Here is a 21347-nt window from a genome sequence, read left to right as displayed (position 1 = left end):
ATGGTCTTCCCCGACCGATCACGTGTCAATCCGTACCGCCTGTATCTGGGGATCCAGGTCGGCATGTCCTTCCTGGTCACGATGGGGTTCACCACCTCGGTGGTGTACTACGTCGACGAGGCGGGGCTGAATCCCTTCCAGCTCGTGATGCTCGGAACCGTGCTGGAGGGCGTGTACTTCCTGCTGCAGCTTCCGACGGGGATGCTGGCGGACCTGGTGAGCAGGCGGGCGTGCGTCGTCGCCGGCGTGCTCATCTACGCCGGCGGCATGGTGATGCAGGGTGTGGCCCCCACCTTCGTCAACCTGCTCATCGCTCAAGGGGTGCTCGCCCTGGGCGCCGCGTTGATGAGCGGCGCCCAGGAGTCGTGGGTCGCGGACGAGACCCGTGAGGCGGAGATGGCGGGGGTCTACCTGCGCGCCTCCCAGCTCGGCTCCGCGGGGACGATCGCGGGCAGCCTGCTCAGCGGCTTCGTCGCGATGATGGCGCTGAACATGCCTCTGCTCATCGCCGGTGTCCTCATGGCCGCCGGCGGTGTGGCGCTGGCGCTCTTCATGCCGGAGAACAACTTCCACCGGCCGGAACGGGCGTCCGGGTTCGGAACGATGCTGCGGCAGGCCGGTTCGGAGCTGGGCGGTCAGGTGCGGGACTCCTACCGCATCGGCCGGGCCGTCCCCGGCCTGGTGTTCCTGCTTGGGATGACCTTCTGCTTCGGGCTGTGGAGCGAGAGCTTCGACCGGCTCTTCGGTGCCTTCCTGTTGGAGGACATCACCTTCCCCGACGTCCTGGGCCTGGAGCCCGCCATGTGGTTCAGCATCCTCATCTGCGCCACCGGCCTGGCGAGCATGATCGCCGCAGGGTGGACAGCCCGGCGTGCCGAGCGGCTCGGCTCCGGAGCGATCATCGGGATGCTCGTGCTGTCCACCCTGGTGACGGCGGCGGGCGCGCTGGCCATGGGACTGTCCCAGAACTTCGCGCTGGCCGTGACCTTCCTGATGGTGGTTTCGGCCGCGCGGCAGCTTTACGGGCCGCTCGTCGACGGCTGGCTGGTGACCCGGGTGGACTCCAGGGCGCGGGCGACCGCGCTGTCGGCCAGGGACATGTTCGACAGCGGCGGTCAGATCATCGGCGGTCCACTGGTGGGCGCGATCGGCAGCGTGATCTCGATCCGGGCCGCGCTCACCGCCGGTGCCGCGCTCCTGGTCCCAGCGGTGCTCTTCCTGGCCGGGGCCGATCGTCGGATCAAGTCCGCCCTCGCCGGCGCCGCTCCGGCGGGCGCCGACAAGGAGGCGCGGTGAGCAAGGGATCGACCTTCCACGGCACGGGCACCGACCCGGACGCGCCCGCGATCGTGTACGCCCTCGGGGAGGCCGGAACGGGAGCGGCGGCCTGGAAGGGCTACCGGACGGCGCTGGCGGGTCTGGCGGAGGTCCGCGCGGTCCGGCTGCCGGGCCGGGAGAGCCGTCATCGCGAGCCCCTGCTCAGGTCGGTGCGGGAACAGCTCGACGACTTCGCCGATGCCGTCGTCACACTCGTCGACCAGGACGAACGGCCCTACCTCGTGGTCGGACTGTGCGCGGGCGCCCTGTCCGCCTTCGAACTGGCCCGCCATCTGGCCGCCCGCGCCGGGCATCGCCCGGCAGAGCTGGTCGTGGGCGGCCAGCACCCTCCCTCGCTGGTGCCGGGCGGCTCCAGCCCGGTTCACACCTACTCCAGCGAGGAGTTCCGCACCTGGTGCGAGACGAATCTCAGCGATCGTCCCGAACTCCAGGACCAGGCCGCGTTCGACTTCTTCGCCCCGATGCTCCAGGCGGACTTCTCCGTCGTGTCCTCCTATCACTTCGAGCCGCTGCCGCTGCTGTCCTGCGCGGTGACCGCGCTGTGCGAGGAGACGGAGGAGGAGCGGACCAGCGGATGGGCAGAGACCACCGCGGGCTCCTTCACCCTGTGCCCCATCGCCGGGCCCGTCACAACGGACGCCCTGGTGCGGCCGACCGCCGACCGGCTCGCCGCGCTCACCTCCGCACGGCGGCCCGCATGAACGTTCTCGCCCACGGAGGGCCGCCGATGGAACGCGTCTACCCGCTGACCCGTGCCCAGGAACGCCTGTTCTTCCTGCATCGCATGGACGCCGACGCCGGGACCTACGCCTTCCCCATCCATCTGAGGTTGCGGGGACCCCTGGAGGTCGGTGCACTGGAATCGGCGCTCGCCGATGTCGTGGAACGGCACGAGGTGCTGCGATCGACCATCGACACCAGGGACGGGCGGCCCGTCCAGATCGTCGGCGAACGCGGCTGCGCGCTGCGCCACCTCGACCTGCGCGGTCTTCCCGAGGCGGGCCGGGAGCAGGCGGAGCGCGAGGCCGTCGATCGGGAGTACAACGCTCGCTTCGACTTCCACGACCGCCTGATGCGCGCGCTCCTTGTACGGCGGGCGGACGAGGACTTCCTCCTGCTGCTGACCTTTCACCACATCGTGTTCGACGGCTGGTCGGTCGGCGTGCTGATGGACGAGCTCAGCGACGGCTATCTGCGGCATCGCGGCCTGAAGACGGACCCCGTCGAACCGCTTCCCCTGCAGTACGGCGAGTACGCCGCCCGAGAGGCGCAGACGGAGAACCTCGCCGGGATGGGCGCCCAGGAGGCCTTCTGGAAGCAGAGGCTCTCCCCGACCCCGCCCAACCTGCGGCTGCCGACGGATCGCCCGAGGCCGGAGGTGCTGAGCGGCCACGCGCACCGCGTGTGGACCTACCTCGACGCCGACCTGACCGCCGCGCTCGAACAGCGCGCGCGACAGCAGCGGGCCACCCTCCACATGCTGCTGCTGACCGCCTACCAGGCCCTGCTGGGAAGGCTGGCCGGGCAGAACGACTTCTGCGTGGGCGGAGCGACCTCGGGCCGCCACGATCCCGCCACGCACCCGATGATCGGAACGCTGGTCAACGAGCTGGTCTACCGCTCGGAGTACGAGCCGGGCCTGACCTACGAGCAACTGATCGCCCGGGTGCGGCGCGGTGCCCTGGACGTCTACCGGCACAACAGGCTGCCCTTCGAACGACTGGTGGAGCTCGTGACTCCCGTCCGGAGCCTGTCCCACCACCCGCTCTTCCAGCACGCGGTGACGCTCCAGCCCGACCTGGGCGGTCCCGGCCTGGAGCTGGAAGGCATCGAGGTCAGCGGGCTCGACTCGGGAGCCGAGGGCAGCGCCCTCGACCTCACCGTCTCCTTCCACTACGAGGGAGAGCGCCTGGCCTGCGTGGTGGACCACTCGGTCGACCTGTGGGACGCCCCCTGGGGGCAGTCCTTCGCCGTCGACCTCGTGGCGGTCCTGCGGGCCATGGCCGAGGACCCGGGGCAGCCCGTCGACTCGGTACGGCTGAGCACCGCCGTTCGGGGTTTCACCCCCGAGGCGCCGACCGAGGCGGCCGCGCCCGCCGACAAGGTGCCGGCGGAGGCGGTGAGCCGCGCGGTGTCGGTGCTGAGCGAGGTGTGGAAGGAGATCCTCGGGCTCCCCTCACTGGCTTCCCATCAGAACTTCTTCGACATCGGCGGCGACTCGCTCATCGGGCTGCGGGTAGTCGCCTCCGTGCAGAAGCTGGGTTACCCGATGCGGCTCCGGCACATCTTCCTCGGGCAGACGGTCGAGGACCTGGCCGTGCTGCTGGTGCGGGAGGCGGGCGCCACGCGTGCCGACGTGGACGCCGGCGGCTCGCAGACGACCGGTACGGTCCCGCTGCTGCCCATCCAGTCGTGGTTCCTGGCCACCGAGGACGCGGAGGCCGGGCACTACAACTACAGCAACGTGTTCGACCTGGCCCCCGAGGCCAGCGCGGAACACCTGGCCGAGGCGGTCGACGCGGCACTGGCGCACCACGACGCGTTCCGGCTGAGATTCGGCCGATCGGCCGCGGGGAAGTGGGAGCAGTCGTACGTGACGGCTCCGCCGTCCGGTGTCATGCGGACGTTCGACCTGTCGCGGGTCGGGGCGGCGCAGGCCGAGGCGGCCTATGACCGTGCGGTGAAGAGCTGCCAGTCCTCGATCGGGCTGGCGCGGTGGCCGCTGGTGTCCTGCGCGTTGTTCCTGCTGCCGGAGGGCGGCAGGCGGCTGCTGCTGACGGCCCACCACCTCGTGATGGAACCGGCGTCCATGAGCATCGTCGCCGACGACATCGCCACGGCGTGCCGGCAGTTGGCCCGGGGGGACTCGATCGACCTGCTTCCGCAGCGCTCGTCGTACCAGGACTGGGGCCGGGCGCTCGAACAGCTCGCGTTCTCGAAGGAGACGCGTTCGGAGATCGGCTACTGGCGCGAGGTCGCCGACTCGGCTCCCGGCCTGTTGCGCGTCGACCTTCCTGACGGCAAGAACGACGTCGCCAGCCAGGTGACCCTGATCGAGACCCTGAGCGAGGAGGAGACGGCCGCGCTCCGGCGCGCCGCCGCCGTGGTGCCGGGCGCCGGGTTCACCGAGGCCGTGATCGCCGGATCCGCGGCGGCACTACGCCCGGTCATCGACGGCGAGTCTCTGCTGGTCGACTTCGAGACGCACGGGCGGGAGGACCTCGTCGACTCGATCGACCTCACGCGGACCGTCGGCTGGTTCGCCGCCCTGTTCCCCATCGGACTGAGAGCCGGAATTCAAGACCCTCGCCGCGCGCTGGAGGAGGCGACACGGGACCTGCGAGGCGTGCCCAGGGGCGGGCTCGGCCACGGGCTGCTGACGTTCATGTCCAAGGAGCTGCCCTATCGGCGCCAGCGCGTGGGCGTGACGTATCTCGGAGCCGTCGCCGCCGGCAAGGCCGAGGACGCGGTGCTGACCTTCGCCGGATTCCCCAAGCACGACCGGGCGGCTCGGATGACCCGTCCGCACGAGCTGGAGATCACCGCGATCGTCGCCGACGGCGAGCTGTCGTACTCCATCACCTTCAGCACGAATCGCTATCCCGAGCAAAGGATCAAGGAGCTGCTGGCAGGCATGCGGGCTTACTTCCTGCGACTGATCGCCATGGAGGGGGTGCGATGACCGCGGCGTGGTCGGCGGAACGACTGGAGGACTGGGTCAGGCGCGTCGAAGGGCACCCCGAGGTGGTGTCCGCCCGGCTTCTGCCGGGACCGGAGCCTCGGATCGAGGTGGTGCCCCGCAGCCTGGCCGCCGAGTCGGTCGAGGGGTGGCAGTACGTCTTCGATGACCTCTACGAGTCGGCAGTGGACGCGCCGGGAGATCAGGCTCTGCCGTACGCCGGCTGGGTCGACGGGCTCACCGGGCAGGCGGTTCCGGACGAGGAGATGGAGGAGTGGGCCGACGCCGTCGTGGGCCGCATCCGCGCGCTGCGCCCGCGCCGGGTCCTGGAGATCGGGGCCGGCACCGGCATGGTGATGAGCCGGCTCCTGGCCGACCCCGGTCTTGAGGAGTACGTCGCCGTCGACTTCGCCCCCGCCTGTCTGGCGATCCTGCGGCAGACGCGCGATCCCCGGCTCCGGGTGCTCCAGGCGGCCGCGCATGATCCGCTCCCGGTTTCGGAAGGCGGGGCCTACGACACCGTCGTCCTGAACTCCGTGATCCAGTACTTCCCGAGCGTCGGCTATCTGGAAGAGGTGATCACCTCGGCCGCCGTGCTGACGGCGGCGGGAGGTCACCTCTTCCTCGGCGATCTTCGTGACGCGACGTCGCTGGAGACCTACTACCGTGCCTGCGCGGCCCGGTCGGGCACCGAGTTCGACCTTGAGTTCCACCAGCGCAAGGATTACGAGCTCAGCGTGTCGCCGGACTACGTCAGGTCCTTGGGGCGGCGCGTCGAAGCGGTCACGGCCGTCGAGGCAGCTCCCAGGCAGGGCCGCTTCCGCAACGAGATGACGCTTTTCCGGTTCGACGCGGTGCTCCACCTGGGGTGCCGGCCGCCTGGTGACCATTTCGCGCTGCCCGCTCCCAACCGGACCGATGCGCCCGTGCGGACGCAGGCGCCGCTGCCGCCGGGACGCGCCTGGTCGCTCCTGGACTCCTTGACGGCGTTGGCCGGGTCTACCGGCGGTGAGGTGCCGGACATCGGACTCCGGCAGTACTCCATCGGTGATTTCGACGAGAAAGAGGCCCTACATGGATGAGCGGTCCGAAGAGATCGCACCGCTGGTGCTGGCTTCCTGGAAGGCGGTTCTCGGGCACGAGGAGTTCGGTCTGGAATCCGACTTCTTCGCGATCGGCGGCAACTCCTTCCTGGTGGCTCAGGTGATGGCCAGCCTGTCCAAGCAGCTCGGGACCAGGCTGCCGTTGCGGTTGTTCTTCGCCAACCCGACGGTTCGCGGAATCGAGCTGGCCATCGCCGCGCACCGGGCCCGCCCATGAGCGTCTATCCCGACCCGGCCTGGAACGAGACGCGCGTGGCCTTTCCCGAGAACGCCACCCTGCTCGATCTGATCGAGGAAGCGGTGGCGCTGTCCGCGACGGCGCCCGCCGTCGGCGACTCCACCGGAATGACCATGACGTACGGCGAGCTGGACGCGGCCTCCGACCAGCTGGCGCGGCTGCTCTCCGAGAACGGCGCCGGACCGGGCAGCCATGTGGCCCTGTACAGCCGGCGTGACGCCTGGGCGGTGGTCTCCCTCGTCGCCGTTTTCAAGGCGGGTGCGGCCTATGTGCCCATCGACCCTGCCTGGCCCACCGCGCGAGCCGAACTGCTGCTCAACGAGCTCGACGTCGACCTCGTCATCGCGGGGGCCGGGGAGTACCGGCAGGCCCAGCGCCTCGCCGCCGCCACCTCCGCCCGTGGAGTGATCTGTCCGGGGCTGCGGGAGGCCGGAGCGCCACTCGATGTGGAGTCTCTCGCCGACCTGTTCGACTACGTCGCAGGCGACGAGGACCGCCTCGGCGCGGCGGGGTTCAACGTCCGCGGCACCGCCGAGTTCGATCTTGACGACCTGGAGGCGTACCGAAAGCAGGTGGCGGGTCACGCGCTCGCCGGGACGAAGCGGTCTTTGGCGATCTTGGAGATCGGCTGCGGATCCGGTGAACTGGTCGATGAGCTGTTCCCCCACGCGGACAGATACGTCGCCGTGGACGTGTCCTCCGTCGCGGTCGGCAGAGTGCTCGGCCGGTATCCCGGCGTCGAGGGCGTGATCTGTCCGGCCCACCTCGTCCGTGACCACGTGCGGGGTCCGTTCGACCTCGTGGTCATGTCGAGCGTCGTGCAGTTCTTCCCCGACACCGAATACCTGTACGACGCCCTGGAGGCGGCGGCCGGACTGCTGCGGCCGGGCGGCCGGATCCTCCTGGGCGACCTGATCGACCCGGAGCGGGAGGACCACGCGGGACTCGCGTTGCCGAGGGCGGCGTTCGAGTCGATCGCCCGGGTGCTGCCCTCGGTGTCAGGCGTGCGGGTGCGCGAACGCGCCGGTGCCGGACTGCGCGGCGTCCTGGGGCGGCGGTTCGACGTGGAACTCGAGATCGGCGCGGAGTCGCCGGCCGTACGGGTGCCCACCTTCTGGTCCGGGGCCGACCTCGACGCTCGGCCCGCCGTACCTCCCGCGACGCGGCCGGATGCGGAGTCCGTCGCGTACACCATCTTCACGTCGGGGTCCACCGGGGCGCCCAAGGGCGTCACCGTCCAGCATCGCTCCGTGGTGAACCTCATCTCCTGGCTGCGGCGCGCCTACCGGGTCGGGCCCGGCGACAGACTGCTCGGGGTCGCTTCCTTCTGTTTCGACCTCTCCGTGTTCGACATCTTCGGGACGCTGGCCTGCGGCGGATATCTACGGGTGGCCGACGCCGAGGAGATCAGCGAGCCGGAGACACTGATCGACCTGCTGATCGCGGAGAAGATCACGATCTGGGACTCGGCCCCGGCGCTGCTCGGCATGATGACGCCCTTCCTCGGCCTGCGCGACGACCTCGCCGGGGCGCCCTTGCGGCTGGTGCTCCTGAGCGGGGACTGGATCCCGCTGACGCTGCCGGGCGAGGTCAGGGCGGCGTTCCCGGACGCGGACGTGGTGGCCATGGGCGGAGCCACCGAATGCACGGTGTGGTCCAACCACTTCCTGGCCAACGAGGTCGACCCGGCCTGGCCGAGCGTGCCGTACGGCGTGCCCATCGACAACGCGCGCTACTACGTTCTCGACGAGGAGCTGGCGCCGTGCCCGGTGGGCGTGGCTGGCGACCTCTACATCGCGGGCGTGTGCGTGGCGGTCGGCTACGCCGGCGCCCCGACGTTGACCGAGGCCAAGTTCCTGCCCGACCCCTGGGCGGTGGCCGCGTCGGACCGGATGTACCGGACCGGCGACCAGGCCAGATGGTGGCCGGACGGGCTGATCGAGTTCCTCGGGCGGCTGGACGACCAGGTCAAGATCCGCGGCTATCGCGTCGAACTCGGCGAGGTGCGGAGCATCCTGGCGCAGGCCGAAGGCGTACGGGCCGCGCAGGTGCTGCCCGTGGCCGGTCCCGGCGGAAATCAGCTCGCCGCGTTCTACATCGCCGAGGACGTCACCGAGCTGGAGCTGAGAGAGTTCGCCGCGCGGCGGCTGCCCGCCTACATGGTCCCCTCCAGTTTCGTCAGAGTGGCCGCCTTCCCGATCAACTCGGTGGGGAAGGTGGACCGGGACGCGCTGACGGCGATGGTCACGAGGCAGCGGCGGGTGAGCGCATGACCGGTGCTGTGCGCGACCCCTGGCTGGTGGAGATCGCCCCCGGTTCGGACGCCGGGAAGGACGAGGTGTTCTACGCCGTGCCGCACGCGGGTGCGGGCGCGGCGGCGGTCCGTGACCTGTGCCGGACGGTCGGCGGGTTCGCCGCGACGGTCGCCGTGCGGCTTCCGGCCCGGGAGGCCAGGCTCGAAGAGCCACCTCTGCGGGAGGTCGCTCCGATCGCGGACGCCGTAGCCGAAGCGATCACCGGGCACGCCCGCGGCAGGAAGATCACGCTGTACGGGCACTGCTCCGGAGCGATCGTGGCCTTCGAGACCGCGCTCCGCCTCCAGAGCGCCGGAATCCGGGCGCTCTTCCTCTCGGCCCACCAACCGCCCGACCGGATCGTCCGCGACGGCGTGTGGCGCCGGCCCGCCGAACCGTTCATCCAGCGGGTCGCGGCCGACGGCTACATGCCGCCGTACATCCTCGAAGACCCCGAGCTCCTGGCCTTGATCGAGCCGGCGCTGCGGGCCGACTACGAGGCGATCGAGACCTACGTCCCGGCGGCCGGCACCCGGCTGGACGCGCCCATCCTCGGCATTCTCGGTACCGCCGACGGCGTCGTCGACGAGCAGGACTTCGCGGGCTGGTCCGCGTTCACCTCGCACGGGTTCGAGCTGCACCGGGTCCGGGACGGCGGCCACAACCTCCTGCTGGACTGGACCGCCGAGGTCACCGAGATCATCACCGCGTGGTCGCGATGGCACTGACCCACGACGCGATCGTCGTCGGCGCCCGCTGCGCGGGAGCGGCCACCGCCATGATCCTTTCGGGATTTGGGCACCAGGTCCTGATGGTGGATCAGGCGTCGTTTCCCTCCGACGTCATGTCGACGTGCTACATCCACCCGCCAGGGGTCGCGCGGTTGGCGGAGTGGGGGATCCTGCCCGCCCTGCTGGAGACCGGCTGCCCGGGGCTGACGCGGCTGACGCACACCATCGGGCCGGTGTCGGTCTCCGGCCGCATGCCCGCGTACGAGGGCGTCGACTTCGCCGTGGCTCCGCGCCGCCATCTGCTCGATCAGGTGCTGGTGGAGGCCGCGCAGGCGATGGGCGCCGAGTTCCGGCCCCGCACGAAACTGGTCGAGCTCATCCACCGTGCGGGGCGGGTCGTCGGGGTGCGCCTGCGCGGCCACGACGGAGCGGTTTCCGAGGAGTACGGCAGGGTCGTCATCGGAGCCGACGGGATGCGGTCTTCGGTCGCCAGGTCGAGCGGGGCCGCCCACACCGTGGAGGACGGGCGCCGGACGTGCGTCTACTACGCCGGCTGGCGTCTCGGCGGCGACGAGGTGCGCATCGTGGAGTCCCACCGCCGTTCCCTGGCGGTCATTCCGACCAACGACGGGATCTCGCTGATCGCCACCTACGCGCCCCAGCGTGAGTTCCCGCACATCCGCACCGATCCCGCGCGCTTCCACCGGGAGACGATCCGTGAGCTGGCGCCCGACCTCGACGACCTGCTGCGGGACACCGAACCGGCGATGCGGCTGACGGGGACCGGTGACCAGCGGAACTACCTCAGAGAGGCCGCCGGCCGAGGCTGGGCCCTGGTCGGCGACGCCGGGCACCACAAGGACAGCATCACCGCGAGGGGGATCACCGACGCGTTCGCGCAGGCCGAGCTCCTGGGGCAGGCGCTGGCGGGCCGCTGCGGATCGGATCAGGCCGTGGACGCGGCGCTGGCGGAGTTCGCCAGCGGACGGGACCCGCTGGTCGCCGAGTCTTATGCCACGACCCTCACCATGACCACGCTCGAACTGTCGGAGCGCCGGCTGGAGACGCATCGGAGAGTCAGCACGTCACCGGAGCTGACCGAGATCTATCTCGCCGCTCTGGCGGGAATCCGCCCGGCGGAGGTGAGCGGATGAGCGCCCAGCGGGCGGGCGTGCTCAACCTCGCCATCGTCGCGCACGTCGATGCGGGCAAGACGAGCTTGACCGAGCGGCTGCTGTTCGAATGCGGCGCCATCGGCGAGATCGGCAGCGTCGACGCCGGCACGACCCAGATGGACTCGAACGAGATCGAGCGCGCCAGAGGCATCACCATCCGCTCGGGAGTGGTGGCCTTCCAGGACGCCGGCCGGCAGTACAACCTCGTCGACACCCCGGGTCACGCCGACTTCGTGGCCGAGGTGGAACGGGCTCTGCTGGCGGTCGACGCGGTGATCCTCGTGATCGCGGCGCCTGAGAGAGTGCAGCCGCAGACCCGGGCGCTGCACCGGGTCGTCGCTCGTCTCCGGCTCCCGGTCGTGGTGTTCGTCAACAAGATCGACAGTGTCGGGGCGGCCGGGCTCGAGCTGCTGGACGAGCTCACCGTGAAGCTCGGGCTGTCCCCGGTCGCGATGGGGACGCTGGCGAACCAGGGCACCCGTGCGGCCGAGTTCACCGAGACCGGGGATGCCGGATTGCGGCGGCATTGGGCGGAACGCCTGGCCGAACAGGACGAGGAGATCCTCGAACAGCTCGTCGGCGACCGGCAGCCCGGCGACGAGCCGCTGTTCAAGGCGCTCCGCGAGCAGACCGCCGCCGCTCGCGTGCAGCCGGTGGTCTTCGGGTCGTCCTTGACCGGGGCCGGGATCGACGCGCTGCGGTCGGTACTGCGGCAGGTCCTGGAACCGTCGCCGGGTTCGGATGAGCTGTCCGCTCGCGTGTTCGCCATCGAGATCGACGAGCGGAAGGAGGCGACCGCACTGGTGCGCTGCTACGGCGGGTCGTTGGCCGAGCGTCAGCAGGTGACCGTCCAGCGGCTCGACGGCACGTCCTTCCGCGCCAGGATCCGGCACCTCGCCGTGGTGACGCCGGGCGCTGCGGTGACGTCGCGCCCGGAGGTGCGCAAGAACCTCGCCGCCGGCCACATCGCGCGAGTGCGCGGCGTGGCGCTGGGAGTGGGCGATCAGTTGGGAAGCGGCGAGATCCCGGCGCGGCACGGGCACTTCCCCGCACCGGCGCTCCAGGTCGCGGTACGGCCCGAAGACCCACTCAAGGCACCGGCGCTACGCGCCGCGCTGCTCAAGCTCGCGGACCAGGACCCGCTGCTCGGAACGGAGCTGGGGCCGGACGGCGAGTCGATCGTGCACCTGTACGGCGACGTGCAGCAGGAAGTCCTTCAGGAGACCCTGTTCCAGGACTTCGGTCTGGAAGCGCGCTTCGACGAGCCCGAGATCGTCCACACCGAACGGCCCGTCGGCGTCGGGAGCGCCGTCGAGATGATCGGCAACGGCTTTCTGGCGACCGTGGGGCTGCGCGTGGCCCCAGGCGTCGGCTTCACCTACCGCCGAGAGGTCGAGTTGGGCGCCATGCCCGTCTCCTTCCACGACGCCGTCGAGGAGAGCGCCGAGTCGGCGCTGCGTCAGGGGCGACACGGCTGGCGGGTGACCGACGTCGAGGTCACGCTGACGCACTGCGGGTATTGGGCCCGTCCATACTCGGCCGCGGCCGATTTCCGCGACGCCACTCCGCATGTGCTGATGCGGGCGCTGGCGGTGGCCGAGACCAAGGTCTACGAGCCGATGCACCGCTTCTGGATCGAGCTGGAGGAGGAGTACCTCGGTGCGGTGACCCAGTACCTGGGGCGTCACGAAGGCGAGGTCGAGCAGTGCCGGCAGGTGGCCGACCTGTGGCTGCTCGAGGGTCGGATCCCCCTGCGCACCCTGGCCGCCGTCCGCCGCCGGCTCATGTCGCTGACCAACGGTCGGGTGCTGCTGACCTCGCTCGCGGACGGCGACAAGGAAGTGCGCCGCGAACCCCCGCCCCAGCGGCCCCGTACCGACGGCAATCCCTTCGACAGGGACGAGTACCTGAGATTTCTGGCGCATCGGTGATCACGACTATCGGAAGACACAGATCGGGCGTCGCGTGAAGCAGACATCATCCCCAGGCATCGGCCTGTTGAGCCGGATCCGCCACGTCGCCGCGTCTCGCGGGGACGCGCCGGCGTTCGTCTTCGTCGACCATCGAGGCGAGGCGGCGGAGCTGCGGTGGAAGGACCTGCTCGCCGCGGTGGAGACCGGGGTGCGGCGCATCGCCTCCCACACGCAGCCAGGATCGGTGATCACGGCCCCCGCCGTGAGCTCTGCGAGCGGCATCCCCCAGTTGCTGGCGGTGCTCGCCTCGGGGCACACGCTGCTCCCGCTCGACCCCCGAAGCCCGGAGGAGACCAGGCGGCGGCTCATCGAACGACTCACGCGCCAGGGCGCGGTGGTCGACGAGGGGGCGGGCGGGACGGCACCGACCGCCTTCACCGAAGGCGGCTACGTGCTGGCCACCGGCGGCAGCACCGGAGAGCCCAAGCTGGTGCACTATCCGAAGGAGCCGGTCTACCGCGCACCGACCGCCCTGCTGAAGCGCACCGGATGGCGTGAGTGTCAGACCCAGCTGCTGACGGGCCCCCTCCATCATGCCGCGCCGTTCTCCCGGCTGATCGACGGCGTCCACAGCGGCAACACCATCGTCGTTCCCCGGGTCTTCAAGGCCGAGGTCGTCCTCGGCGCCGTCGACCGCTTCCGAGTCGAATGGGCCCAGTTGACGCCCAGCACCATGGTGCTCCTCGACGAACGGTTACGGCGGAGCCACGACGCGTTCCGCTCCCTGCGCGGGATCCTGCACACGGCGGCCCCCTGCCCGGCCGACACGAAACGCAACTGGATCCGGCAGCTCGGCGCCGATCGGGTCTTCGAGATGTACACCTCGACGGAGGGCATCGGCGCGACGCTGTGTGACGGCCACGAGTGGCTCGCCCGCCCCGGCACGGTGGGGCGCGGCTTCTTCACCAAGATCAGAATCTTCGACGATCAAGGGCTGCCGCTGCCACCCGGTGTCACGGGCCTCGTCCACCTGCGAAGTGTGCTCGGGAGCCGGCCGGGCGGTACCCCAGACGGATACCGGTCGGTGGGGGACCGGGGACACCTCGACGAGGACGGCTACCTGTTTCTCTCGGGACGGCGTGAAGACCTGGTAATCGTCGGCGGTGAGAACGTCTACGTCTCGGAAGTGACCTCGGTGCTTCTCGCCTGCGCGGGTGTCGCCGACGCCGCCGTCGGCGAACTCCCCGACCCTCAGCTCGGATCCAGGCTGTGCGCCTTGGTGGTGCGCCGGCCGTCCGCTCCACTCACCGTCGCCGACGTGCTCAGACACTGCCTTGTAAGGCTGGAGCCGTACAAGGTGCCGTCGGAGATCCGCTTCGTCGACGCGCTGCCGCGGACGGCGGCGGGCAAGTTGGAGCGCATTTCGTTCTCTCGACTCTTGGAGGCGCGATGAGCCAGGCAGTTCCCGAGACCGACCACGTGGTGACGGCGATCCGTCGTATCTGGAACCAGGTGCTCGGTGTGAGCGGCGCGGACGACGCCGACGACTTCTTCGATCTCGGCGGGTCCTCGGTCGACGCCCTCGTCCTGCTGCGCATGCTGGAAGCCGAGCTGGCGACGGAGTTCCCGCTCGCCGACTTCTACGACACGCCGACGATCGAAGCCCTCGCCGAGCGCGCGCGGCGGATCGGCGAGTCGCCTGAGGGCGGCGCATGAGGAAGCTGATCGTGGAGTTCGCGGGGCTCGACGCGGGCTCCGGGCCGCTCACCTGGGCGCAGAGCTACATGGTGAAGATGATGAACATGGCCTCCCCCGGGACGCGAGGCCAGTTCAACGTGGCGTCGTACATCAGAATCCCCAAAGGCGTGACGTTCCAGCATGTCGTCAAGGTCTTCCGGGTGCTGGTCGAACGGCACCAGAGCCTCAGGACCGTCTACCGGGTCGACGACGGCGCCTCCGAGCAGTGCGTCGCCGGCAGCGGGACGATCGAGATCGATCTCCTTCACCGGTCGGAGGTGTTCGTCCCCGACTCGGCTGAGGCCGCCGAACTGCTGGACGGACTGCAGTCCGAGGAGTTCGACTCGGGGACGGCCTGGCCGTACCGGGCGACGCTGATCTGCAGGGCCGAGACGCCGGTGTTCCTGGTGATCGTCTTCTCGCATCTCGCGGCGGACGCCGCCGCCACCACGCTGCTGCGAGGCGAGTTCATGCGTCTCCTGCTGGCGTGCAGGTCCGAGGCGGAGCTCGACGGAGGCGACCCGGTGGCCCAGCCCTTGGAGGTGGCCGCCTTCCAGCGATCGGCCGAGGGCGCGGCCAGGAGCGAACGCTCGATCAGGCACTGGGAGCGGATGCTGTCGCGGTATCACGCCTCCGGCCAGGAGTGTCCGCGGCACGCGGGAGCGGTCCGGCGGGTGCGGACCCTGTCGATGACCTCGCACCGGCTGGCGTTCGCCGCCGCGACGACGGCGCGGCGGTACAACACGACGCCGTCGATGGTGTTCATCTCCGCCGCGGCGTTCTCCTACATGACCATCTCGGAGCGGCCCGATCTCATCATGGAGATCGCATGCTCGAATCGGACGAGGGCCTGGGCCGATGTTCAGGGAACCCTGTTCCAGTTCGGGGTCGCGGAGTTCTCCGCGGCAGGCGCCGGCTTCGCCGAGGTGCTGAAGAACTCGGCCGCGGCGGCGCTAGCGGCCTACGCCCACAGTCAATACGACGACGCCGATCTGGACGAGCTCAGGCGGCGTCTGCCGGGCCGAACCGGCTCGTACGCACGGCTTCCCGCCCTTCCGTTCGTCGTCAACGATCTCGTGGGCTGGCGGCTGTCGGCTGCGGAGTCGGCCGCTCCCTCGCATCTCCCCGACCTCGCGGGGCCGACATTGGGCGAGGTCGGTGAGGGCGACATGGAGACCGGGGGCTATGCCTTCTACCTCGGGTACCACCGGGCGGAAGGCGGCGGCCTGCGGCTCGGCCTGGAGTTCGACACGCACATGCTCTCTCGCCGCGAGGCCGCCGGCTGCCTGGTGGCGATCGACCGTCTGGTTGTGGAAGCCGGCAGTAGAGACCTCTCGTCGTCCGAAGCGAAGAACGTCGTTCTCCGCTGCCTGGCTGAAGGTGAACACCCACTATGAGAACGCAGGTAGAGGCGGCGATTCCCGCCGCCGACAAGATGCGCACGTACGTCATCAATCTGCGCCGGCGCCCTGACCGGCGGCGCCATATGCAGCGGATGCTGCCCGCCGAGCTGGCCGTCACCTACACCTCAGACTGGGACGGGCCGTTCGACGGGACCGAGCTCGACCTGGCCGAGGTCAACCGGCATGGCTACGGCCTCTTCCCCTGGCAGATGGACATCGACCACCGCTGGTGGGGCCGTCCCCTGCGATTCGGTGAAGTCGGCTGCATGGTCAGCCATATCCACTGCTGGCGGGACGCGCTGACCAGCACCGCTTCGGTCTTCCTGATGCTCGAAGACGACGTCGACCTCGTTCCCGACTTCTGGGAAAGGCTGCCCTCCGGCATCGAGGCGATCACGGAGAACGACGAGCCGGCGCTCATCTATCTCGGCCGGGATCCGCAGGAGCCGGACACCGAGTGGCGAGACGGGATCGTGTCGCCCGGATTCAGCTATGGCACCTACGGCTACCTGGTGAACCGGGCGGGCGTCCAGGCGTTTCTCGCGACCGATCCGCATCGGGACATCATCCCGGCCGACGAGTTCCTTCCCGCCATGTACCTCGACCACCCTCGGCCCGACGTGCGAAAGCGCTATCCGAAGCAGGTCAGCGCCCTGGCGTTCGCTCCCCCTCTGCTGGTGCAGCAACCCAAGCGTGAAGCGGGCAGCGACACCGAGCTGTCGGCCTTCGTCTCACCCCACTAACCGGAAGGCATCATGCCGGGCTCCGAATCCCCCTTGCGCATCGCCGTCATCTCTCCCGTCTGGCTCCCCACTCCGCCACCCATGTACGGGGCCATCGAGCAGATAGCGGGCATTCTGGCCGACGGCCTCGTGGAGCGAGGCCATCAGGTGACGCTTTACGCGGCCGGTGACTCCGTCACCTCCGCCGAGCTGCGCAGCTACTACCCCAAGGCGCCGGGGTGGGGCAGTTCCGTTCAGTCACCGTTCTACGAGCTGAACCATGTTCTCGCGGCCTACCGGGACATCGCGGAGTACGACCTCGTCCACGATCACACGGATCCGCTGGGACCGGCTCTGGGCGCTGTCGCGGCGGCGACCGTGCCGGTGGTGCACACGATTCACACCACTCCCGGAGACGGTGACAACCGCGCCGTCTACGAGCTGATCCATGACCGGGTGGACCTGGTCGCGGTCAGCCAGGCGCAGCGCGCCACCATCGCGGATCTCCGCGTACGTGACGTCATTCATCACGGCCTGCCCATCGACCGGTTCGAATACTCGGAAGAAAAGGGTGACTATCTCTTCTTCATCGGGCGGATGAAGCACGGCAAGGGACTTCATCTGGCGATCCGGGCCGCGAAGGAAGCGGGACTGCCGCTGCTCGTGGCCACGAAGGCCATCGAGTTTCCAAAAGAGGAGGCCTATTTCGAAACAGAGATCCTTCCCCTTCTCGACGATCAGGTGCACATTCTGGGCGAGGTCGGTTTCGCCGAGAAAGTGGCGCTCTACAAAGGCGCCCGCTGCACCGTCCTGCCCACACTGTGGGACGAGCCGTTTGGGCTCACCGCCGCGGAGTCGCTGGCCTGCGGCACCCCGGTGGTCGTCCTCAACCGGGGGGCGACACCCGAGATCGTCGAACACGGGGTTACCGGTTTCGTCGCCGACCAGCCCGGCGAGCTGGCCGGCTACATCGACCGAGTGGGTGAGCTCAGTCGGCGGGAATGCCGGCTGGCCGCTGAGCGGTGTTTTTCCGCGGCCCGGATGGTCGATTCCTACGAACGATTGTATCGCGACCTTGTCAGCGACATTAATTCATAGTTCAGCGAAGCGAGTAGTGGAGATCACATGAACGACCCACTGGTCACCGATGTCAGCCACGGGCTGCTTGCCGGCGGTTTCGCCGAAGCCAGGCTTCCGGCGGAGGCGAGTGCTCTGCTCCAGTGCGCCATCGAGCGCAGCCGTGAATTCTTCGGCCTGGAGGAAGAGGTCAAGAGAAGGCATGCGAGCGGCGACCGTAACTTCGGTTACCGCCCTATGGGCGTCGAATATTCGGTATCCCCCGACCGGCCTGATCTCAACGAGTGCTTCACGCTCTGGGCCGACCGCCTCGACCTCATTCCCGAAGTGGGTGAGCTGACGTCGCTGACGGATGCCCTGCTCGGCTGGCGCGACTGTCTCGCCCCCTTCGTGAGCGACGTCATCGCGCACCTCGCCGGCACCTTCGGTGAGATGCCGCCCCCCGCCTTCGCCAAGGCGTCCTACCTGCAGGTGAACTTCTATCCGGAGTCCTCCTCCACCAGCCGTGATCTCCTTCAGGACCGGCATGAGGACGGCCACCTGCTGACCGTCATCCACACGACCGACCGCGGGCTGGAGATCTGGGACGGCGGCGACGAGGCGCGCCCCATCGAGACCGCCGCCGACGAGGTGCTGGTCATGGCCGGGTCGGTGCTCACCGCGCTCACCGGCGGGAAGGTCGCTCCGCTCGACCACCAGGTCCGGAATCACCACCTGGCCGGTCGCATCTCGATCATGTACTTCGTGAACCCGGAGCTCGCGGAGCCGCTCCACGCGTGGAACGGCGACAGCGAAAGCGACCTGCGTGACCAGGTGAGGAACAAGCCGTCGATGTTCGGGTTGCCCGATGTCCCTGTCCTCTGAGAAGACGATTCTCGTCATCAACTCCGGTGACGGGACCGGCCTCAACTTCACCCGATCCCTTGAGCTGGCCGGGGGATACCGCACCGTGGGCGTCGACACCACGGTGGAGGACTTCCACACGAGCGAGGCCCACAGCAAGCACTTCCTCCGTTGGGAGGACCCGGCCGAGCTCGTCGACGCTGTCAACGCCATCGCCGCCAAGGAGGGCGCCGACCTCATCTACGCGGCCGACACCGGCCCGCAGCTCATGGCCATCTGCGAGCGCAGGGAGGAGCTCATCCGCCCCACGTTCTTGCCCGACAAGGGCGACCACCTGCTCATGGAGGACAAATGGGAGACGTGGGTGGCGTTGCACGGCGCCAGCCTGCCGGTTCCTGACACCATCCTCGCCACCGACCGGGAGTCCGTCGCCCGGTTCATGAACGAGCACGACGATGTCTGGCTGCGGCGCCGACGCGGCAGCGGAGGGTCGGGCGCGCTGGCGACAGGCTCGCTCCCCTTGGCGGAGGCGTGGCTGGACGAGCACAGGGGCTGGCAGGAGTTCACGGTGGCCGAGAAGCTCACCACGAGAACCGCCACCTTCAGCGGACTCTGGCACGACGGCGAGCTCGTGTGCTCCCAGCTCCGGGAGCGACTGTCGTGGAAGTATCCCTCGGCCACGGCGTCCGGTGTCACCGGTGTCACCGGCGCCCAGCACACGTTGTGGGACGAGTACCTGCACGATCTGGCGATCAGATGCGTCCGGGCGACGTGCGTGAGACCGCACGGCATCATCGGGGTCGACTTCACCTACGACCGCGACGGAAACCCGTTGCCCACCGAGGTGCAGCCCGCCCGCTTCTACTCGTCGATCTTCTTCCTCGCGCGGGCGGGCGTGAACTTCCCCGATCTGTACTGCAGGCTCGCGCTCGACGAGCTCGACCAGCCGCTGAGGCCGTCCGTCAACCCGATCCGCGATCATCACTACTGGGTCAAGGCGGTCGACAGGCTTCCTCAGTTGATGTCGCCGGCGGACTTCCACCGAGCCACCGCTGAAGGGGCGGGCGTATGACGACGACCATCTTCCGTGCCGACGTATGCGAGCAGATCGCGGACGTGGGCTACGCCATCCTGCCCGCCTTCCTGGCCCCTGAGCTGCTCGGCCGGGCCCAGCTCGAATTCGCGGAACTCGCCGGCCGCACGAGGGAGGCGAACGACGGCCAGCTTGTCGAAACCAGTCACAGCGGGACGGGGCACTTCCAGATTCAGCCGCCCTACGACGGGGTGTTCGGCGATCCGAAGCTCTTCGCCGATCCCTTCGTCGTCGACTGCGTCCGGTCGATCCTGGGCGCCGAGGCCCGATTGGCCTACTACAACTCGAACATCTGCGAGCCTGGTTCCGACTTCCAGGACATCCATCGCGATGTGCGGCTGCTGTTCGGGCCGGAGCTCACCGTCCCGACCCCGCCGTTCATGCTGGTGGTGAACATCCTCCTGTGCGACTTCACCGAAGCCAACGGGAGCACCGAGATCTGGCCGGGGACGCATACGCTCCCCGACCGGGGCGAAGGAGAGGATCTCGTCGCCCGCTCGGCGTCGATGGCCTCGCGCCGGCTCAACGCTCCCGCCGGCTCCGTCATCATCCGCGACGCCAGGCTCTGGCATCGGGGCACCCCGAACGAGTCACGCGAGTCCAGGGCGATGATCTCGCTGGTGTTCAAACGCAAATGGTTCGGATTCCGCCATGACGCATCACTGGAGGTGGCCCCGCGGATTCTGCAGAGCTGGCCGGAAGACGTCCAGTCTCTGTTCCTCCGATAGGACGGGAACGACGCATGCACATTTCGTTCATCTGCAAGGGGAACATCTGCCGGTCGCCGATGGCGGCCAGCGTCGCCCGCAGATACCTCGGGCACGCGGGGCTGAAAGGCCAGGTGCTGGTCAGCAGCGCGGGCATAGAAGGCTGGAACGCCGGAAATCTCGCAGACCAGCGGGCGATCGCCGTGCTCTCCCGGCACGGCTATGAGACTCAGCATTCCGCATCGCAGGTTAACGCAATTCACCTGGGCGCCGATCTTTTGGTGGCCATGGAGGAAAGGCACCGGGCGGCGCTGCTCAGCGACGTCCCCCCAGCGCGGGTGCGACTGCTGCGGGAGTTCGCCTCACCGGCCGTGGCGAACCTGGACCTACCGGATCCCTACGAAGGAGACCTGGCTGACTTCGAGTCGACTCTTCGCCTGATAGAGGCAGCGATGCCCGGTCTGATCACCTGGATCCGGCAGTCGGTATCCGAACCAGTCGTAGTGGACAGACAGAGCTGAGAGCAGGCGGCCGAGCATGGGCGTCCGCACCGGGTGGACGCCCATGCTCGGCTGTCTCAAGGAACCTGGCGGTATGTGACCGAGGGGGATGGCGACCTCGAAGTTCTGCCGCCTGACTGGCATCCCCGAACGGACCTACCGGCGCTGGCAGGCACGATCGCGCAACGAGCTGCCGGTCCGCAGCCCGTGGCCGGCGCCTGCGGCTTGGCATGCCCTTCGTCGGCCTCGGCCCCACCGGCTGGACCCGATGCTCCAGCAGCCAGCGTTCGAAGGCGTTGGCTGGGGAAGCCGACCGTTTGGGACTGTCGACCTTCTCGGGAACGACAAGCTTGCTCATCCTGCCCCCTCGCCGCACCACGGCTCATTACGTATCACGAACGCCCAAGAGTAGATCCGCGGTTCGCGGAATCGGCAGGTGCGACATGTGGAATGGCGGTATGCACTACCCGGCGTCATCAGCATTCCCTCACTGCGCTGCCGCTGACGGGATGCGACCGCAAGCAGCCTCGCACCCGCCAGTCGGGTTGTCGTCTTCGGCCGCGCACCGGCCCCCGCGCGGAACAGGCAACACCAGGCTGAGCGCTGAGGGCTGGCCGTGATGGCCAACCCTGACCGGGTCCGATTCGGAAGGTGCACGCTGTCACGCCTGCGTGAATTCCGGCTGACGGGACCTGGTGCCTAGGTGTATTGACCTGAGAGGTTAGGAACGCGGCTGGCTGGTGGGTGACCGCCGAGTGCGGTGTGTGCTCGGTGGTGATTGTAGGCGTGGAGCC

Annotated in this window: 18 protein-coding genes; all 18 read left to right on the top strand. The window is 69.1% G+C overall.

Annotated features, from left to right (window positions below):
• The 18 genes from ACWDS7_RS18640 to ACWDS7_RS18555 all read left to right on the top strand — a co-directional run bounded on the left by ACWDS7_RS18640 (position 1) and on the right by ACWDS7_RS18555 (position 20574).
• Complete coding sequence (locus ACWDS7_RS18640; protein ID WP_451930276.1) at positions 1–1296, top strand: MFS transporter; 1296 nt, start codon at positions 1–3, stop codon at positions 1294–1296.
• On the top strand, positions 1293–2039 hold the full coding sequence (locus tag ACWDS7_RS18635) for a thioesterase II family protein (RefSeq protein WP_451930275.1): 747 nt from the start codon (positions 1293–1295) through the stop codon (positions 2037–2039). The genes ACWDS7_RS18640 and ACWDS7_RS18635 overlap by 4 nt, the downstream gene beginning before the upstream one ends.
• Positions 2036–5020 carry a condensation domain-containing protein gene (locus ACWDS7_RS18630; protein WP_451930274.1) on the top strand — a complete coding sequence of 995 codons (2985 nt, stop codon included), beginning with the start codon at positions 2036–2038 and terminating at the stop codon, positions 5018–5020. The genes ACWDS7_RS18635 and ACWDS7_RS18630 overlap by 4 nt, the downstream gene beginning before the upstream one ends.
• Positions 5017–6099 (top strand): class I SAM-dependent methyltransferase, encoded by a 1083-nt coding sequence (locus ACWDS7_RS18625; RefSeq protein ID WP_451930273.1) that lies wholly within the window; start codon positions 5017–5019, stop codon positions 6097–6099. Before ACWDS7_RS18630 ends, ACWDS7_RS18625 begins: the two co-directional genes overlap by 4 nt.
• Positions 6092–6337: an acyl carrier protein gene (locus tag ACWDS7_RS18620; protein ID WP_451930272.1), complete on the top strand. Its 246-nt coding sequence runs from the start codon at positions 6092–6094 to the stop codon at positions 6335–6337. Before ACWDS7_RS18625 ends, ACWDS7_RS18620 begins: the two co-directional genes overlap by 8 nt.
• Entirely contained in the window at positions 6334–8631 is a 2298-nt protein-coding gene (locus ACWDS7_RS18615) for an amino acid adenylation domain-containing protein (protein ID WP_451930271.1), read from the top strand. Before ACWDS7_RS18620 ends, ACWDS7_RS18615 begins: the two co-directional genes overlap by 4 nt.
• Complete coding sequence (locus ACWDS7_RS18610; RefSeq protein ID WP_451930270.1) at positions 8628–9380, top strand: thioesterase II family protein; 753 nt, start codon at positions 8628–8630, stop codon at positions 9378–9380. Before ACWDS7_RS18615 ends, ACWDS7_RS18610 begins: the two co-directional genes overlap by 4 nt.
• Entirely contained in the window at positions 9371–10537 is a 1167-nt protein-coding gene (locus tag ACWDS7_RS18605; RefSeq protein WP_451930285.1) for an NAD(P)/FAD-dependent oxidoreductase, read from the top strand. The genes ACWDS7_RS18610 and ACWDS7_RS18605 overlap by 10 nt, the downstream gene beginning before the upstream one ends.
• Complete coding sequence (locus tag ACWDS7_RS18600) at positions 10534–12489, top strand: GTP-binding protein (protein ID WP_451930269.1); 1956 nt, start codon at positions 10534–10536, stop codon at positions 12487–12489. Before ACWDS7_RS18605 ends, ACWDS7_RS18600 begins: the two co-directional genes overlap by 4 nt.
• Positions 12490–12523: 34 nt before the next feature.
• Positions 12524–13924, top strand: coding sequence for an AMP-binding protein (locus ACWDS7_RS18595; protein WP_451930268.1), 1401 nt, complete (start codon positions 12524–12526; stop codon positions 13922–13924).
• Positions 13921–14187: an acyl carrier protein gene (locus ACWDS7_RS18590; protein WP_451930267.1), complete on the top strand. Its 267-nt coding sequence runs from the start codon at positions 13921–13923 to the stop codon at positions 14185–14187. The genes ACWDS7_RS18595 and ACWDS7_RS18590 overlap by 4 nt, the downstream gene beginning before the upstream one ends.
• Positions 14184–15605 carry a condensation domain-containing protein gene (locus ACWDS7_RS18585; RefSeq protein WP_451930266.1) on the top strand — a complete coding sequence of 474 codons (1422 nt, stop codon included), beginning with the start codon at positions 14184–14186 and terminating at the stop codon, positions 15603–15605. The genes ACWDS7_RS18590 and ACWDS7_RS18585 overlap by 4 nt, the downstream gene beginning before the upstream one ends.
• The gene (locus tag ACWDS7_RS18580) at positions 15602–16354 is read left to right on the top strand and encodes a glycosyltransferase family 25 protein (protein ID WP_451930265.1); all 753 of its coding nucleotides are present in this window, start codon (positions 15602–15604) and stop codon (positions 16352–16354) included. The genes ACWDS7_RS18585 and ACWDS7_RS18580 overlap by 4 nt, the downstream gene beginning before the upstream one ends.
• Before the next feature lie 81 nt (positions 16355–16435).
• Positions 16436–17431: a glycosyltransferase family 4 protein gene (locus ACWDS7_RS18575; protein WP_451930264.1), complete on the top strand. Its 996-nt coding sequence runs from the start codon at positions 16436–16438 to the stop codon at positions 17429–17431.
• A gap of 27 nt (positions 17432–17458) precedes the next feature.
• On the top strand, positions 17459–18274 hold the full coding sequence (locus ACWDS7_RS18570; protein ID WP_451930263.1) for a 2OG-Fe(II) oxygenase family protein: 816 nt from the start codon (positions 17459–17461) through the stop codon (positions 18272–18274).
• Positions 18258–19325: a hypothetical protein gene (locus ACWDS7_RS18565; protein ID WP_451930262.1), complete on the top strand. Its 1068-nt coding sequence runs from the start codon at positions 18258–18260 to the stop codon at positions 19323–19325. The genes ACWDS7_RS18570 and ACWDS7_RS18565 overlap by 17 nt, the downstream gene beginning before the upstream one ends.
• Positions 19322–20074: a phytanoyl-CoA dioxygenase family protein gene (locus ACWDS7_RS18560; RefSeq protein WP_451930261.1), complete on the top strand. Its 753-nt coding sequence runs from the start codon at positions 19322–19324 to the stop codon at positions 20072–20074. The genes ACWDS7_RS18565 and ACWDS7_RS18560 overlap by 4 nt, the downstream gene beginning before the upstream one ends.
• Positions 20075–20088: 14 nt before the next feature.
• Positions 20089–20574, top strand: coding sequence for a low molecular weight protein-tyrosine-phosphatase (locus tag ACWDS7_RS18555; protein ID WP_451930260.1), 486 nt, complete (start codon positions 20089–20091; stop codon positions 20572–20574).
• Positions 20575–21347 lie beyond the last annotated feature (773 nt).

It is taken from the genome of Streptosporangium sp. NPDC003464 (genome assembly GCF_053588315.1).
This window is presented reverse-complemented; position numbering and strand designations above follow the sequence as displayed.

Excerpts from the sequence above, each read along its gene's own strand:
- ACWDS7_RS18615 (WP_451930271.1), top strand. The coding sequence starts at position 6,334 with ATGAGCGTCTATCCCGACCCGGCCTGGAACGAGACGCGCGTGGCCTTT.
- ACWDS7_RS18575 (WP_451930264.1), top strand. The coding sequence starts at position 16,436 with ATGTACGGGGCCATCGAGCAGATAGCGGGCATTCTGGCCGACGGCCTC.
- ACWDS7_RS18610 (WP_451930270.1), top strand. The coding sequence starts at position 8,628 with ATGACCGGTGCTGTGCGCGACCCCTGGCTGGTGGAGATCGCCCCCGGT.
- ACWDS7_RS18605 (WP_451930285.1), top strand. The coding sequence starts at position 9,371 with ATGGCACTGACCCACGACGCGATCGTCGTCGGCGCCCGCTGCGCGGGA.
- ACWDS7_RS18565 (WP_451930262.1), top strand. The coding sequence starts at position 18,258 with ATGTCCCTGTCCTCTGAGAAGACGATTCTCGTCATCAACTCCGGTGAC.
- ACWDS7_RS18625 (WP_451930273.1), top strand. The coding sequence starts at position 5,017 with ATGACCGCGGCGTGGTCGGCGGAACGACTGGAGGACTGGGTCAGGCGC.
- ACWDS7_RS18570 (WP_451930263.1), top strand. The coding sequence starts at position 17,459 with ATGAACGACCCACTGGTCACCGATGTCAGCCACGGGCTGCTTGCCGGC.
- ACWDS7_RS18630 (WP_451930274.1), top strand. The coding sequence starts at position 2,036 with ATGAACGTTCTCGCCCACGGAGGGCCGCCGATGGAACGCGTCTACCCG.
- ACWDS7_RS18640 (WP_451930276.1), top strand. The coding sequence starts at position 1 with ATGGTCTTCCCCGACCGATCACGTGTCAATCCGTACCGCCTGTATCTG.
- ACWDS7_RS18590 (WP_451930267.1), top strand. The coding sequence starts at position 13,921 with ATGAGCCAGGCAGTTCCCGAGACCGACCACGTGGTGACGGCGATCCGT.
- ACWDS7_RS18555 (WP_451930260.1), top strand. The coding sequence starts at position 20,089 with ATGCACATTTCGTTCATCTGCAAGGGGAACATCTGCCGGTCGCCGATG.
- ACWDS7_RS18620 (WP_451930272.1), top strand. The coding sequence starts at position 6,092 with ATGGATGAGCGGTCCGAAGAGATCGCACCGCTGGTGCTGGCTTCCTGG.
- ACWDS7_RS18585 (WP_451930266.1), top strand. The coding sequence starts at position 14,184 with ATGAGGAAGCTGATCGTGGAGTTCGCGGGGCTCGACGCGGGCTCCGGG.
- ACWDS7_RS18560 (WP_451930261.1), top strand. The coding sequence starts at position 19,322 with ATGACGACGACCATCTTCCGTGCCGACGTATGCGAGCAGATCGCGGAC.
- ACWDS7_RS18580 (WP_451930265.1), top strand. The coding sequence starts at position 15,602 with ATGAGAACGCAGGTAGAGGCGGCGATTCCCGCCGCCGACAAGATGCGC.
- ACWDS7_RS18600 (WP_451930269.1), top strand. The coding sequence starts at position 10,534 with ATGAGCGCCCAGCGGGCGGGCGTGCTCAACCTCGCCATCGTCGCGCAC.